General features: G+C 63.0%; 13 protein-coding genes. 7 read left to right on the top strand and 6 right to left on the bottom strand.

Annotated elements, in window-relative coordinates:
- Positions 1–115: 115 nt before the first annotated feature.
- Positions 116–982: an ABC transporter substrate-binding protein gene (locus ACZ5G6_RS03045; protein WP_498689309.1), complete on the bottom strand. Its 867-nt coding sequence runs from the start codon at positions 980–982 to the stop codon at positions 116–118.
- Between the two features lie 182 nt (positions 983–1164).
- On the opposite strand from ACZ5G6_RS03045, the gene ACZ5G6_RS03040 reads away from it, so the two are divergent.
- Both ACZ5G6_RS03040 and ACZ5G6_RS03035 read left to right on the top strand, forming a co-directional pair.
- Entirely contained in the window at positions 1165–2262 is a 1098-nt protein-coding gene (locus ACZ5G6_RS03040; protein ID WP_498689307.1) for a LacI family DNA-binding transcriptional regulator, read from the top strand.
- Positions 2263–2446: 184 nt separating this feature from the next.
- Positions 2447–3697, top strand: coding sequence for an Nramp family divalent metal transporter (locus ACZ5G6_RS03035; RefSeq protein WP_223935680.1), 1251 nt, complete (start codon positions 2447–2449; stop codon positions 3695–3697).
- Between the two features lie 50 nt (positions 3698–3747).
- On the opposite strand, the gene ACZ5G6_RS03030 is transcribed toward ACZ5G6_RS03035, so the two are convergent.
- The 3 genes from ACZ5G6_RS03030 to ACZ5G6_RS03020 are packed head-to-tail and all read right to left on the bottom strand — an operon-like array spanning position 3748 to position 6302.
- Positions 3748–4941 (bottom strand): App1 family protein phosphatidate phosphatase, encoded by a 1194-nt coding sequence (locus ACZ5G6_RS03030; protein WP_498689305.1) that lies wholly within the window; start codon positions 4939–4941, stop codon positions 3748–3750.
- A gap of 30 nt (positions 4942–4971) precedes the next feature.
- Positions 4972–5265 carry a putative quinol monooxygenase gene (locus ACZ5G6_RS03025; RefSeq protein WP_223935678.1) on the bottom strand — a complete coding sequence of 98 codons (294 nt, stop codon included), beginning with the start codon at positions 5263–5265 and terminating at the stop codon, positions 4972–4974.
- Between the two features lie 38 nt (positions 5266–5303).
- A complete protein-coding gene (locus ACZ5G6_RS03020; RefSeq protein WP_498689303.1) occupies positions 5304–6302 on the bottom strand; it encodes a LacI family DNA-binding transcriptional regulator in 999 nt (332 codons plus the stop codon).
- A 177-nt stretch (positions 6303–6479) separates the two neighbouring features.
- On the opposite strand from ACZ5G6_RS03020, the gene ACZ5G6_RS03015 reads away from it, so the two are divergent.
- The 5 genes from ACZ5G6_RS03015 (at position 6480) to ACZ5G6_RS02995 (ending at position 12189) form a co-directional block, all read left to right on the top strand.
- A complete protein-coding gene (locus ACZ5G6_RS03015; protein WP_223935676.1) occupies positions 6480–7583 on the top strand; it encodes a substrate-binding domain-containing protein in 1104 nt (367 codons plus the stop codon).
- 18 nt (positions 7584–7601) lie between these two features.
- Positions 7602–8648, top strand: a complete 1047-nt coding sequence (locus ACZ5G6_RS03010) for an ABC transporter permease (protein ID WP_223935675.1) — start codon at positions 7602–7604, stop codon at positions 8646–8648.
- The gene (locus ACZ5G6_RS03005) at positions 8645–9439 is read left to right on the top strand and encodes an ATP-binding cassette domain-containing protein (protein ID WP_223935674.1); all 795 of its coding nucleotides are present in this window, start codon (positions 8645–8647) and stop codon (positions 9437–9439) included. The genes ACZ5G6_RS03010 and ACZ5G6_RS03005 overlap by 4 nt, the downstream gene beginning before the upstream one ends.
- Before the next feature lie 118 nt (positions 9440–9557).
- Positions 9558–10517 (top strand): carbohydrate kinase family protein, encoded by a 960-nt coding sequence (locus ACZ5G6_RS03000; protein ID WP_498689300.1) that lies wholly within the window; start codon positions 9558–9560, stop codon positions 10515–10517.
- Between the two features lie 322 nt (positions 10518–10839).
- Positions 10840–12189, top strand: a complete 1350-nt coding sequence (locus ACZ5G6_RS02995; RefSeq protein WP_498689298.1) for an MFS transporter — start codon at positions 10840–10842, stop codon at positions 12187–12189.
- A gap of 57 nt (positions 12190–12246) precedes the next feature.
- Here ACZ5G6_RS02995 and ACZ5G6_RS02990 read toward each other — a convergent pair whose 3' ends face one another.
- Together ACZ5G6_RS02990 and ACZ5G6_RS02985 are read right to left on the bottom strand one after the other, a co-directional pair.
- Entirely contained in the window at positions 12247–13770 is a 1524-nt protein-coding gene (locus ACZ5G6_RS02990) for an APC family permease (protein ID WP_498689296.1), read from the bottom strand.
- Between the two features lie 29 nt (positions 13771–13799).
- Positions 13800–15473, bottom strand: coding sequence for an amidohydrolase (locus ACZ5G6_RS02985; protein WP_498689294.1), 1674 nt, complete (start codon positions 15471–15473; stop codon positions 13800–13802).
- Between the last annotated feature and the right edge of the window lie 2 nt (positions 15474–15475).

The following is a 15475-nucleotide window of genomic DNA, read 5'->3' as shown; positions in this document are numbered from 1 at the left end:
TCAGACGTTTGTTGGTTTTCGGATTGCCGGGCGGGCTGGGTGCGGCCCGCCCGGCTGTTGTTTGGGTACGGCGCTGTTCTTTGGGTACGGCGCTGTTGTTGGGTGCGGCGCCGCGTTACTTGGCAGCCGTCGGGGACGGGCTGGAGGTCTGCTCAGCCTTGGGCAGGTACTGCTCCGGCATCGGCGAGCCGGGGAACCACTTCTGGTAGAGCTTCTTCCACGTGCCATCCTCCATTGCCGCGGCCAGGCCCTTGTTCAAGGCTTCCTTGAAGGCGGGCTTGTTCTTCGCGATGGCAAAGCCAGCCGGGGCGTCGAAGGACGGGATGTCGGCTGCACTGACCAGTCCGAACTGCTCCTGGTAGGCCTTGGCTGCCTCGTAGTCCAGGAAGTGGGCGTCCACCGAACCGCTGTTGACCGCAGAGATTGCGGTGTTGTTGTCCGGGAAGCGGACCAGCTGGGCCGACGTGAAGTTCTTGACGGCGTAGGCTTCCTGCAGGGTTCCCTGGACGACGCCCAGGCGCTTGCCGGAGAGGCCGTTCACGTCCTTGATTCCGGATGTCTTGGTGGTGATGACCGTCAGGTAGCCAGCCAGGTAACCGTCGGAGAAGTCAACAGTTTCCTTGCGCTTGTCCGTGATGCCAATGGCCGCGACGCCGACGTCGAATTGGCCATTGGATACGGCTGCGAGCAGTCCGGAGAAGTCCTGGCCGGTGAAGACAACCTTGTCTACGCCCGCACGGTGGGCTACATCTTTGAAGAGTTCCACATCAAAGCCCGTGAAATTACCCGAGCCATCCGTGAAGGTGTAGGGCTTGGAGTCGCCCAGGCTGGCGACGCGGATGGTGCCGGGTTCGATCAGGCCATAGGAGTTCTCGGCCGAGCTTGAGGTTCCGGCGGACGATCCACCACAGCCGGAAAGGGCGAGGATGGCCGCCAAGGCTGCTGCTGCGAGGGCTGCCGGGCGGAAGTTCAGTTTGATCACAGCGTTGTCCAATCGTGGGGAGGGCCAGCGGTGCTGTCTTGGGCCGCTTTTTGGGGTCTTACTCGATGTCAGGTCTTGCTGAGTCCGGTCTCAGTCCCTAAGATTGAGACCGGACTCACATCGATTGATTGAAATGTAGCGGAAGTCACAAGCCGCGTCAACACCACTTCTGAAAGGTGAACATGAGCACTGACGGATCCCGACGGCGGGACGTAACGGTTGCCGACGTCGCCAAAGCCGCCCAGGTCTCCAAAGCCCAGGCCGCGCGCGCACTGGGCAACTACGGCGCCGTCAGCGAGGACGTTCGGGAACGGGTTCTCGCCGCAGCCGAAGAGCTTGGCTATCGCCCCAATGAGCTTGCGCGCAGCATGAACACGGGCAAATCCAACACCATTGGCGTGGTGGTGGGCGATATCGAAAACCCGCACTTCGGCCTGGCCACCAGAGGCATCACCGATACGGCGAAGAAGAGCGGTTACAACGTCATCCTGATCAACACCGACGAAGAACGGGCCGCCGAGGTGGACGCCGTCCAGGTGCTTCTGGATAAGCGGGTTGATGGGCTCATCGTTGCTCCCGCTTCATCAGTGGAAACCTCGCACTTGAAACAGGTCCGCGACTCCGGGCGGCCGCTGGTCCTGTTGGACCGCGCCGCCGATGGCCTCGACGTCGAGACGTTTGCCGTGGACATGGGCACCATCTCCTACGAGTCCACCAAGTACCTCATCGAGGCAGGCCATCGACGCATCGCGTTCGTCTCGACGGTTCGGACAGACGGCCCCTACCAGGCGGGAATGCCCCTGGATTCCTCGCAAATATCGGACCGCCTTGAGGGGATCCGCCGCGCCTTCGCAGAAGCGGGCCTCAGCCAGCCGACAGACCTGGTGCGGCTGAATGCCGGCGACGCGGATTCGATCATGCGAATTACCCGTGAGCTGCTGCAAGGACCTGATGCTGCCACTGCCATTATTGCCTCGGACGGCCTGATCGCCTTGAGCGTTGTGGAGGCCATCCAGGAATCGGGCCTCTCCATCCCATCGGATGTGTCCCTGCTCATGTACGACGATTTCGCGTGGACCCGGCTGACCACTCCCCCGCTCACCGTCATCGCGCAGCCCGTCTACGACATGGGAATGGCTGCCGCCACCGCGTTGATCCGGCAGATTGAGGGCAGGAAATCTTCCTCGCCAGCCGGGCCGCCATTGGAGGCGCGGCTCGTGCGACGCGGCTCAGTCGGTTCGCCGAGGGACGCCGGGGTGCTCAGCCAGGCGGGCGGCTAGCGAGTACAAATCCACTTGCGTGGCTGCGGGAAACCAAACTGGCCGGACTTCGCCGGACTTCGGGGCGGGGCAAGCACGCCCAACACTTCCCCTAGCGCAACTTGGCATACCTAAATCTCACTTTTCGGCATGCCTAACTTTCGGTTATCCTCGTATCAAGACACCCCGAGGACGAGGAACAGTGATGGCCGTACCCACGCTCCAACTACGACCCGCACCAGGCAGGGTCTGGTCTCGGCTACTGCTGCTCGGACCGGCTTTCGTGGCTGCCATCGCGTACGTGGACCCGGGGAACGTTGCCGCGAACCTGACCGCAGGCGCCAACTACGGATACCTGCTGGTGTGGGTCCTCGTTGTGGCCAACGCGATGGCAGTCCTTGTCCAGTACCAGTCAGCCAAGCTGGGCCTCGCCACGGGCTTGAGCCTTCCAGAGATCCTGGGCAAACGGTTGGGGACGAAACGTCGCCGCCTGTACTGGGCGCAGGCCGAGATCGTCGCCGGGGCCACGGACATGGCCGAGGTAATCGGCGGCGCCGTTGCCTTGAACCTGCTTTTTGGACTCCCCCTGCTGGCCGGTGGTGTGATTATCGGCCTCGCGTCCATGGTGCTTCTGGCCCTGCAGTCCCACCGTGGTCAGCGGTCCTTCGAGTACGCGATTTTGGTGTTGCTGGGGATCATCGCAGTCGGCTTCATGTCGGGATTGTTCGTCAACCCACCCGACGGCGGGGCCGCTGTGGGCGGGCTACTGCCCCGCTTTGAGGGCACCGACACTGTCCTGCTGGCGGCGAGCATGCTCGGCGCCACAGTGATGCCCCACGCGATCTACCTGCACTCCGCCCTGGCCAGGGACCGGCATGGATTCTCGGAGGACCCATCCGTGCGAACCCGCCTCATCCGGGCCACCCGCGTGGACGTCATCGGTGCCTTGCTGCTGGCCGGCGTGGTGAACATTTCCATGCTGCTGCTGGCCGCCTCCAGCCTTCGCGGCATCGAGGGGACCGACACGATCGCCGGCGCCCATGCCGCAGTCACATCCGCCCTCGGTCCCGCCGTCGGCGTCATCTTCGCGATCGGGCTGCTGGCCTCGGGACTGGCGTCAACGTCGGTAGGTTGCTACGCCGGCGCCACCATCATGGGTGGTCTGCTGAAGGTCCGTATCCCCCTACTCACCCGCCGGGTGATCACGCTGATCCCAGCCTTGATCATTCTGGGTGCCGGCATCGAACCAACGCTGGCGTTGGTGCTGAGCCAGGTGCTGCTCAGCTTCGGTATCCCGTTCGCACTAATCCCGCTGATCCGGCTGACGGGCAAGCGCGATGTCATGGGCATCCACACCGATTCCAAGCCCCTTAAAATCGCCGGATGGACGAGTGCCACGTTGATCGTTGGCCTGAACATCGTGCTGATAACACTGACTTTCAGCGGTCAGTCCTGACACTAATGGCCGGACCAACCGGCCCCCGACGCCATCCTTCGCCCCGCACTTCAGTCGCCTTGCTCCGGCTCGTCGGCGGAGCGCACGGTGCTCTGGATGATGCCCAGTTCCTCAAGCTGTGCCGACATCCCGGCACCGTCCGGAGCATAGATCCAAGGGATTCCCGGCGTTGGCTGTCCCCCGGTCTTCGACCTACCGCCGGCGAGCACCGCTTCACCCACTGAGAGCTGCCGGATGGCGATCGCCCTGACGTTCTGCGGGTGGCGATGTGCGAACTCGGAGTAGATGGCTTCGTCGTGCTGTCCGTCGTCGCCTACAAGCAGCCATTTGATGCCGGGGAATTCTTCAGCCAAGCGCTCCAGGGAAGTGCGCTTGTGCTCCTGGCCGCTGCGGAACCAGCGGTCCGGTGTCGGTCCCCAGTCAGTCAAGAGCTTCGGCCCTGCAGGGTACAGATTACGGGACAGGAACCGTGACAACGTGGGCGCTACGTTCCAGGCCCCGGTGGACAGGTACACCACGGGCGCCGTTGGTGCCGTCCTGGCAATCCGCTCGTACAGGACGGCCATGCCTGGCGTCGGTGTGCGTGCGTGCTCATTGAGCACGAAGGTGTTCCAGGCCGCCAGGAAGGGGCGGGGCAAGGCGGTCACCATCACGGTGTCATCGATATCGGAGACCACCCCGAAGTCCGCGTCATCAGCCACGATTTCCACCGGAGCCTCAAGGACCCTGGAACTCCCGGATTGCAGGGTGATCGTGTGCCAGCCAGGGTTCAGAGCTGCCTCAATGCGCACATCGACGACGCCTCCACGATCGGCTTCGACGTCATGGACGGTGCCTGCAATGGTTACCTGCACGGTTGCATGCGCGACGGGCGCGCTGATGAAGTTCCGCCAGCCGCGCATGCTCTCCTGCAAGGGATTGGCATGACCTGCGGCGTCCCGCGGGTCGCTGCGGACAACGCGCGCCAGCACCCGGACCCAGGAAGTAGTGCCGTAGCCGGTGTACGGGATGACCGTTTCCACCCGACCCCGGCGGATGGCGAGGCGAGTCTGGAACCTCAGCCACGCGTCGTCGAGCCTGACGGCGAGATGACGGCCCTTGTCGCTTCCGGGCGTCGGGTCGCTTCCCGGCGTCGGGTCGCTTCCCTGCGTCGGGTCGCTTCCGGGCGTCGGGCCGCTTCCCGGCGTCGGGGGCTGGTCGTCGCTCTTGGACACAATGCGCGGCTTCTCAGGACGGGGAAACATGCGTCCAGTCTGGCACGGCCTGGCGTAAGGCTACGATGCGGGCGTGAGCCAGGTGAGGACGGATCCGTCGCCTTCGATGTGTTGGGCAAGTTCGGCGTTGAACTTTTGGCCGTATTCCGCGCTGATGTGTTCCTGGAAGGCTTCCTCGTCGCGGTAGACCTCGAACACGAAATATTCCCGTGGATTGGTTTCGCGGGTGTAGGGCAGGAAGGTGACGTTGCCGGGTTCGTTGCGGACGTGTCCGGTGAGTTCTGCCATCATTTCAGCGACTCTGGTTTCGCTGCCTTCCTTGACGGTGAATTCTGCGTACAAGGTTTTGGTCATGTCCGGTCCTTTGGTCGGTTGAGTGGGATTGCTTTTGGTTAGTTCGGGGGCGGTATCTCGCCGGAGCCCCTGGGGATGAGTTCTGTTGGGACGATATAGGTTTGCGGTGCGCGGTTGTCACCGTCGATCCTTGCAAGGATCCTCTCGGCAGCGAGCTTTCCGATGCGTTCAGGGTGCTGGGCAATCACGGTGACTCCGGGCTCCATCATGTCGGCCAGGGTGAAGTCGTCAAATCCGACCAAGGCAACTTTATGGTGCAACCCGAGGGATTTCAGTGCCCGCATGGCACCGAATGTCACCAGGTTCTGACTGGAGAATATCGCCGTCGGTGGGTTCTCCGAAGTGAGCAGTTCGTGTGCAGCCCGGAGGGCAGTTTCCTCGTCGTGGAGATTCTCGCGGACCGCAACCGTGGAGGTCGCGATGCCGGACCTGCCGATCTCGTCCAGGAAACCTGTGCGCCGTTTCACGGCAGTCTGGATATCGGTCCGGTCCCCAAGGTAGGCCAGTTTGGTGTGGCCATGCTTGATGAGATGCGCGGCTGCCGCCGCGGCGCCCACCTCGTTGTCCGTGACTACCGCATCTGCCTCGATCCCCACGGGCTCGCGGTCGATGAACACCAAGGGCATGTCCCGTGAGTGTTCCGGGATCATGTACGCCTGGCTCTTGGCGATGGTGGTCAGCACAAGTCCATCAACCCGGCGCCCCAGGAAAGCCGAGATCAGCTTCCTTTCGCGGTCCGGATCGTCATCCAGGCTTGAAGCGAACACGGCGATTCCCCGCACAGCCAAAGCGTCTTCCATCGCGCGGTGGATCTCGCCGCTGAAGGGGTTGGACACACTCGGAAGCAACAATCCGATGGATTGGGTCTTGCGGCCGAAGCGTTTCAGGCTCCCGGCTGTGATGTCCAGGTGGTACTGCAGCTGGTCCGTTGCCCGGAGGACCTTTTGCCGTGTTTCCTCCGAAACGCCGGGTTCGTCGTTCACCACTCTTGAGACCGTCTTGATGCCCACCCCGGCAAGGTCTGCGACATTTTTCATGGTGGGGGGCTTGCGCACAGAATCGGGTTGGTAACGATTAGACATCGTTGTCAACGAACTACTCCTCAACTTCAATTAACACTTGACTGCACCGTGTGAGATTGGTTACATGTTACCTGACAACGTTGTCATGGGGGAATCACTCGCCATGAGCAGCCACAAAAAACAGGAGTTTCAATGTTGAGTTCCAAATCGGCCAAGACCCGCCTTCTTGCCGCTGGTGCAGTCCTGACCCTGGGCGCACTAAGCCTCACAGCATGCGGCGGCGGTTCCACGCCCTCGTCCAGCGGAAACACCAATGAAAAGATCGGCGTTTCGCTGATCGTGAAGACCACGTCCAACCCGTTCTTTGTGTCGATGCAGGATGGCGCCAAGAAGGCTGCCGCGGCGGACGGCGTTGATCTCAAGCTTGCCGCAGGCAAGGCCGACGGCGACGAAGACACCCAGATCCAGGCCATTGAAAACGCGATCTCCAAGGGCGACAAGGGAATTCTCATCACGCCCAACGGCCCGTCGGTAGTGGATGCCTTGAAGAAGGCCAAGGACGCCGGCTTGTTCGTGATCGCCCTGGATACCCCGCCGGACCCCGCCGATGCCGCTGACATCACGTTTGCCACGGACAACTTTGCCGCCGGTGAGCTGATCGGCAAGTGGACCGCCCAGCAGCTGGCGGGCAAGAAGGCTGTGATCGCACTTGTGGACCTCTTCGATGACAAGGTTGTGTCCGTTGACTATAACCGTGACCAGGGCTTCCTGACTGGACTGGGCATCGACACTGCCGATAAGAAGAAGAACGGCGACGAAGCCAAGACGGGCAAGTACACCGGCGGCAAGGGCGGCGAGTACGAAATCGTCGGCAGCCAGGCTTCCCAAGGCGCCGAAGACGGCGGACGTACCGCCATGGAAACCCTGCTGGCCAAGAACCCCAACATCAACGTCGTCTACACGATCAACGAGCCTGCCGCTGCCGGTGCCTTCGAAGCACTGAAATCCGCAGGCAAGGAAAAAGACGCCCTGATCGTCTCCGTTGATGGCGGCTGCTCAGGCGTGAACAACGTCAAGTCCGGCGTGATCGGCGCCACGGCACAGCAGTACCCGGTGAAGATGGCCGAGCTTGGAGTCAAGGCCATCGTTGACCTCGCAAAGACCGGCAAGAAGCCTGCCAACTCCGAGGGCCTGGACTTCTTCAACACCGGTGTCGAGCTCGTCACGGACAAGCCCGTCGACGGCGTGAAGAGCATCACCACTACTGAGGCGTCCCAGATCTGCTGGGGCAAGTAAGTTCAGGAGCAACCTAAAGTGACCCAGCAACAAACCGCCGGCCCCCCGAGCGCCGGGCACGCTGACCTGGCCGAGGAATTCCTCGACCGCCAAACACCCCTCAGCAGAATCCGCAACGTTCTCCACCGCTACCCCGCCCTCAGCCCGGCCATTGTCCTGCTGATCGCGGTGGTGGTCTTCGGACTCCTCAACGACCGCTTCCTGCGGGTGGAGAACCTCTCCCTGATCACCCAGCAGGTCGCCGTCGTCGGAACCCTGGCCATTGCCCAAACACTCATCATCCTGACCGCCGGCATCGACCTCTCCGTCGGCGCAGTCATGATCCTGTCCTCGATGGTGATCGCGCAGATGGCTGTCGGCAGTGGTGTCCCCGGCCCGCTGGCGCTCATCGCCGGTTTGATCGTGGGACTTGCGTCAGGTGCACTGAACGGTTTCCTCGTGACACGTTTCCGGCTCCCGCCGTTCATCGTCACGCTTGGAACCCTGAACATCTTCATCGCCCTGACCCTGCTCTACTCCGGCGGCAGCACCGTCCGCGGGTCCGCCATGCCCGGTGTGCTCACCTGGCTGGGAAGCACCTTCCCGATCGGCCCGGTCCGCATCTCCACCGGCGTCGTGATGATGCTCCTGCTCTACATCGCCGTCGCCTTCATCCTCGGCAAGACCGCCTGGGGACGGCACGTCTACGCCGTGGGCGATGACAAGGAAGCGGCCCGCCTGGCCGGCATTCCCGTCAACCGCGTCCTGATGAGTGTCTACCTTGCCGCCGGTGCAGTCCTTGCCGTTGGCGCATGGATCCAGATCGGCCGTACCAACGCCGCAAGCCCCAACGCCGGCGTCGACCTGAACCTGGACTCCATCACCGCCGTCGTGATCGGCGGAACCAGCCTCTTCGGTGGCCGCGGCTCCATCTGGGGTTCCTTGCTCGGAGCGCTGATCGTCGGTGTCTTCCGCAACGGACTCTCCCTGGCCGGCCTGGATGTCCTCTACCAGACCCTCGCGGTGGGCATCCTGATCATCATTGCCGTGTCCGTCGATCAGTGGATCCGAAAGGTCAAGTCATGACCATGACTGAATTTGCAGCCTCACAGACAGAGACCCGCGAGCCCATCCTTAAAGCCAGGAACCTCGTGAAGACCTTCGGCCGGGTGGTTGGCCTCGACGGCGTCAACCTTGACCTCTACCCCGGCGAAGTCCTGGCCATCATCGGCGATAACGGTGCCGGTAAGTCCACGCTCATCAAATGCCTCACCGGCGCCGAAGTTCCCGACACAGGAGAACTCTACGTCTCCGGCCAGCAGGTGCACTTCAAACGGCCACAGGACGCCCGGGTCCACGGCATCGAAACGGTTTACCAAAACCTGGCCGTCTCGCCGGCCCTCGATGTCGCGTCCAACCTGTTCCTCGGCCGTGAAGAGCGTCTCCCCGGGCCCCTGGGGAGCCTGTTCCGGATCCTCGACACCAAAGGCATGCGCAAGAAGGCCAAGGAAGAGCTGACCCGGCTGGGCATCTCCACCCTTCAGGACGTCACCGTACCGGTGGAGAACCTTTCCGGCGGCCAGCGCCAAGCCGTCGCCGTCGCCCGCGCCGCGGCATTCGGATCCAAGGTGGTTGTCCTTGACGAACCGACAGCTGCACTGGGCGTTCGTGAATCGAACCAGGTGCTGCAGCTGGTCCGGGACCTTCGTGATCGCGGCCTGCCTGTCATCCTGATCAGCCACAACATGCCCCACGTGTTCGACGTCGCAGACCGCATCCACATCCAGCGCCTGGGCAAATGCGCGGCCACCATCACCCCGCAATCCCACACCATGACCGACGCCGTCGCCATCATGACAGGTGCGGCCAAAGCCTGACGGCCGCGCCCCACAATCCGTGCCAAACGGAACCCCCTTCTCCGTCCGCGGACCTGCCCACAGGTCCGCGGACGGATCCACACCCGGCCCTCAAGCCGGTACCGACGAAAGAACCGAGATGCACAAGCCTCCCCCCGGCACCTCCGCCCACGACCAGCTGGATGTTGTTGTTATCGGCGAAGCCCTGATCGACATCGTTAACACCCCCGAAGGAACCATCAGCTACCCAGGAGGATCCCCCGCGAACGTGGCCTATGGCCTTGGCCGGCTCGGCGTATCCACGGGGCTGCTCACAGCAATCGGCGAAGACGACCACGGCACCGCCATCACCAACCACCTCCAGAGCGCAGGCGTCCGGCTTCTACCGGGATCAACATCCCTCGAACGCACCGCCACCGCAACTGCCACCCTGGCCGCAGACGGCTCGGCCAACTACGAGTTCGACATCGCCTGGGAACTTGCACCGGTAGCGCCGGCCATGATCCCGAAAGTCCTGCACACCGGATCCATCGCCACATTCCTCGCCCCGGGAGCCTCCACCGTCCGCTCCCTTCTCGAGCAAAGCCACAAGTCATGCCTGGTCACCTACGACCCCAACATCCGCCCCGCCCTCCTTGGCAGCCATGCCCAAGCAAAGAGCATCTTCGAGGACCTGCTCCCGCTCACCGACGTCGTCAAACTCAGCGACGAAGATGCCCACTGGCTCTACCCGACGGCGTCTCCGGACGAGGTCACGTCCCACCTGCTTGCGCGGGGGGCGCGGCTGGCGGTCATCACCATGGGCGCAGACGGCGCCCTCCTCGCCACGCAAAGCGCGAAGCTAAGCATCCCCTCCGTGAAAACCGAGGTTGCTGACACCATCGGCGCCGGCGACTCCTATATGGCCGCCCTCATCTTCGGCCTTTTGGCAGAGGGCGAAGAAGGATTTGCCCCGGAAACATTGGGAACCATCGGAAAAACCGCATCAATGGCCGCAGCAATCACGGTCAGCCGCTCCGGCGCCAACCCACCCACCCTTTCGGAACTGCAGGCACGGCTGGGCATGTCCCTCAGCGCCAGCCTTCCCGTTGCGCCGTAACCAAGGTCTTTCTCCTGATGGCCTGACTTCCTGAACAAACGGCCAAATCGCGACGGCGGCTGGTCGCCTTCGGTTCCGATGAACTAACGGTTCGTCGGGCACCGTGGCGACCTGCCGCCGTCGTGCGTTTCTCCGGGCTGCCCGACTATCCCTCCACAGCGACCTTTGACGTATCGCAGGTCACATCGTATGATTAATGAATCGATTCAAGAGGGAATCGATCCACATGTAACCTTCCTCATGCTGAATGAGCACCGCATTGTTCAGTCCTGGATTGGAAGAGTTTTTGTTCCTTGCCAACGACGCCACAGGAGTTCAGCGAATGACCGTCACGCACCGGAGGGATACCCACTCCACCCAGGACGAGACCATCGGCCGGAAGGATCCGAAGAAAGCCGCAATGAGCGGCTGGATCGGAAGCGCGCTGGAGTACTACGACTTCGCGCTGTATTCTCTGGCTGCGACGTTGCTTTTCCCCACCATCTTCTTCCCCACCGAGAATCCGACGGTCGGTATCATCGCATCTTTGGCCACCTATGCCGTGGGATACGTCTCCCGCCCTCTTGGCGCAGTGGTTCTGGGGGCTTACGGTGACCGGCATGGCCGCAAAAAGGTCCTCGTCTTCGCGATGCTGCTCATGGGGTTCGCTACCTTCGCCGTGGGGCTCCTGCCAACGTACGGGCAAGTGGGGCTTCTCGCTCCCGTCCTCCTGGTGATCCTCCGGTTGATCCAAGGGTTCGCCGTTGCGGGCGAGCTCGGCGGTGCCAGCGCGATGATCGTGGAGCACTCCCCCGATTCCAGGCGCGGCTTCTTCGCTAGCTTCAGCCTTCAAGGCACGCAGGTCGGTTCCATCCTCGCCACGGCTGTCCTCATTCCGCTCGCCGCCCTCCTGCCGGATGATCAGTTTCACTCCTGGGGTTGGCGGCTCCCGTTCCTGCTCAGCGCCCTCGTGATTTTGGCCGGATACATCATTCGCCGCCGCGTGCAGGAGCCTCCGGCATACCTGGCTCAATCGGAAGAGGCCAGCACGAAACGCAGGTTCCCGCTCGCAGACCTCCTGCGCACCCACCCGTGGGTCCTGGTCCGCTGCGTTGCAATGACGTTCACGAACGTCATCGGCATGGCCACCCTGATCTTCGGCGTATCGTTCGCGACCCAAAAGAGCTATGGCAATGGCTTCTCAAGCAGCGAGTTCCTCTGGGTGACCATGGCAGCAAACGTCGCCGCAGTGGTGACCATTCCGGTTTTCGGGGCACTGTCAGACCGGATTGGCCGGCGAACCCTCATGGTTGCAGGCGGTATTGCCGGCGGCTTGCTGACCATGGGCTACCTCTGGGCGATCGAACAAGGCAGCTTGCCACTGGTCTTCCTCTGCGTTGTGATCGTGCAAGGCATCCTCTTCCAAATGTGGAACTCCACCTTCGCTACGTTCTTCCAGGAGCAGTTCCCCATGCGGATGCGGGTCACAGGTTTCGCAGTCTCACAGAACATCGGCCTCATGATCGCATCGTTCTTCCCGAGCTTGTTCACGGCAATGGCTCCCCCCGGATCAGAGAACATCCCCGTGGTCATCGGCCTGACCACGCTGGGCATCTGCCTTGTCTCGGCGCTGGCGACCCTCCTGTCCTCCGACACCAGGGGAAAGACGCTCGAGGACCTCGAGGCCCGCTGACTTACGACGGCGGCGGGTCACCTGAGGCGACCCGCCGCCGTCGTGCGTAATGCGGGGCTAGTCGCTGACCAACTCCGCGGTCTCGCTGACAGGCGCCACCGCGTCCCTGACCTTCTTGCCGCGGGCATAGCCCACCAGTCCCAGCGCCAGGATGCAACCGAGAGTGCCAAGGGCGAAGGCCTCGAACGTGACTTGGGAGACGCCCCACGTTCCCTCGAAGTCGTACTCCAGGCCAAATAGCACGTCCAGGGTTCCCGGGAAGATGGCCACCCACGAGCCGACCAGGATCCACACGAAGCAGATGTAACCGAGGATGCGGAAGCCGGTGTCGGAGACCGGAACCTTGAAGGGCCGGTCAACATAGGGGTACTTGCTACGGAGCTTCACCGCCGCCGGGATGGCCAACAGATAGCTGAGCAGGAACGTCGAGATGGCGATGGAGAGGACCACTCCAAACAGCGCGCTGCTGGTGCCGCTGAGCTGCATGGCCGCGAGCATGAACAGTGTCGCCACCACTCCGGAGAGCGTGTTGACGCGGATCGGCGTGCCCAGCTTGGGATGGAAGCGGCCAAAGAATCCGCCGAAGAAGGATCCATCTGCCGCGGCCATGGCCTGCATGCGGTCGCTGATGATCATCCATGCGGCACCCTGGGAGACCAGGATGAAGCAGAAAACGATCGCGGAAATGGACAACATGACCTCGGCAGCCGGACCAAAGACTGCGTAGACCGTGGACACGGCGCCAAAGAGCCCGCCGATGCCCGTGATCTGGTCCAGCGGCACCACCAGCAGGATGGCAAGGATCGGGAGCAGGTAGCTCGCTGCAGCGATCATCGATGAACGGGCCACCGAGATGGGAACGTCCTTGGCCGGGTTCTTCATCTCACCGGCGGCGCTATTGCCGGATTCAAAACCAAGGAAAGAGAACAGCAGCAGCGGCGTGACACCGAGGAAGCCTGCAAGCGTGGGTGAGAAGAAGCCCAGGTCCAGGCCGTTGAAGCCGTGCTGCAGCCCGTAGATCAGGGTGACGATAATGAAGAAGGTCAGGAAAGCCACCTTCAGGATGGCACCCAATGAGGGCAGCCACTTGCCGTGCTTCAGGCTGACGATGGCCGAGGTCACCGTGATCCAGATGAAGGCGAGCTTGAAAATGTAGTCGCTGACGCTGCCGGCCTCCACGTGGCCCACATACTCGGACCACGTTTCGACGGCCACGAAGGCCATGGCGCCTCCCACCCAGACCGGCTGCGTCACCCAGGTGAACAGTGACGTGATGGCTGCAACCACGCGGCCATAGGCCATCTTGGTCCAGACGTAAACGCCGCCTTCTTCGGTGAAGGCACCGCCCGTCTCGGCGAAGATCAGGCCGTAGGGGACCATGAACGTGATGGCTAGGATGAGGGTCCAGGTGAAGGTTTCTCCGCCGAAGCCTGAGACCTGCCCCAGGACCTCAACGGAGATGACGGCCGCGACAACCAACAAAAGGATGTCGAAGCGGCCCAGGGATTTCTGCAGATGGTTGCTTTGCTCTTGGGCTAATTGAGTTTGGCCCAAGTGCATTGAGGATACTGGCTGATCCATGATCGGTCCTTTGCTGCTGCTTAAGTTTGCTACTGCGCAAGAAGGGTGGGAAGAGCGCCGTTGCGGACGCGGCTGTAGACATGCTGGCCTCCAGCGAAGGTGTGTTCGACGCCGATTTCGCCCAGTGCCGTGGCTTCGGCGGCAAGAGGATCGGCGTCGAGGACCACCAGGTCAGCGGTCATGCCCACCCGAATGGCTCCACGTTCTGCGTCGAGTCGATTGGCGCGCGCGGCTCCGGTGGTGTGGGCCGCGAGCGCAGCGCCGAGAGTAATGGCTTCGGCGGGCAACAGCGGTTCGGTTTGTGAGCGGCGGTCGCGGGCATGGGGGTCTGCCGACGGAGCCGTGCGGTTCACCGCTGTATGGATGCCCCACAGCGGGTCCGGACTGGACACGGGCCAGTCACTGCCGATCGCCAGTTCGACGCCGGCGCGGCGCAACGTCTCAAAGGCAAAGTGCACCTTTTGGTGGGCTTCGTCGAGGTAGGGAAGCTTGGTTTCGACGAGCACCGGATCCTGCCGGGCCCATAGCGGTTGGATGTTCGCGATGGCCCCTGTGGCGGCGAAGCGGGCGACGTCTGCGGGGTCCACGAGGTCCAGGTGCGCGATCTGGTGGCGGGGGTCCCACCCTTCGCGGCGGGGCAGCTCGAGTGCGTTGACGCAGTCCCGCACCGCTTGGTCGCCCACTGCGTGCAGGTGCAGGTCGAAGCCCTCCGTGTCCACGGCGCGCGTGATGCGGGCCAGCTCCTCCGGTTCGATCAGGCTCATGCCCACTTCATGGGGATGTCCTTTGTAAGGTCGGGTCAGGGCCGCCGTGAGGTTTTCGCACACGCCGTCCACCATGATCTTCACGGCCGTGGCTCGGAAGCGTCCCTGTGCTTTGGCCCGGCGTTCCTTGAACAAATGGAGCTGCTCCAGCCCACGGTCCCGTTGCCACCAGAGCGCCCCGGTTACCGTGGCGGTGAGTAGACCTTCCGATTCCAAGGCCAGGTAGTGCTCGTAAGAATCGGGCATGCCCAGGGCATTTCCGACGGCGGCGTCCTGCCAGGCGGTGACGCCCAGTGAGTGCAGATACGCCTGGGCGGTGAGGAGGGCCCGGCGGACGTGCTGTTGGTCCGGGTCCGGAATCAGGGCGGACACGAGGTCGGCCGCGTGTTCAATCAGCATGCCCGTGGCACTGCCCGAACCATCGCGTGCAATGATGCCGCCGTCCGGGTTGGGGGTGTCATCCGTGATGCCGGCAAGCTCGAGGGCACGGGAGTTCACCCAGGCGCCGTGGCCGTCATGGCTGATCAGGAAAACAGGCCGGTCAGGGACCAATTCGTCCAGCAGCGCGCGGTGCGGGAAGCCGCCGTCGAAAACGTCTCCGTACCAGCCCGCGCCCTGGATCCACTCTGCGGCAGGGTGGGCTTGGGCATGGTGGGCGATCAGCGACCGGTATTCGGCAACGGAATGGACGCCTGAGAGATCGCACCCGAGCATCTGCAGTCCGCCCGCGAGCGGGTGGACGTGAGCGTCCTGAAAGCCCGGAAGCAGCGCTTTGCCTTCAAGGATGACGAGCTCGGTTGCCGGTCCGCGCCAGTGCGCGGCATCGGCGCCGAGGGCCACGATCTTCCCGTTGGCTACCGCAACGGCGTCGGTGCGCGGGTTGGCGGGGTCCATGGTGTGGACCGGGCCACCGCTGAAAATCCAGGCTGCGTGCGTCATTT

It is taken from the genome of Arthrobacter sp. TmtSoilC51 (assembly GCF_055388015.1).
Note: the sequence above shows the minus strand (reverse complement) of the source record. Positions and strands in the feature narration are given on the sequence as shown.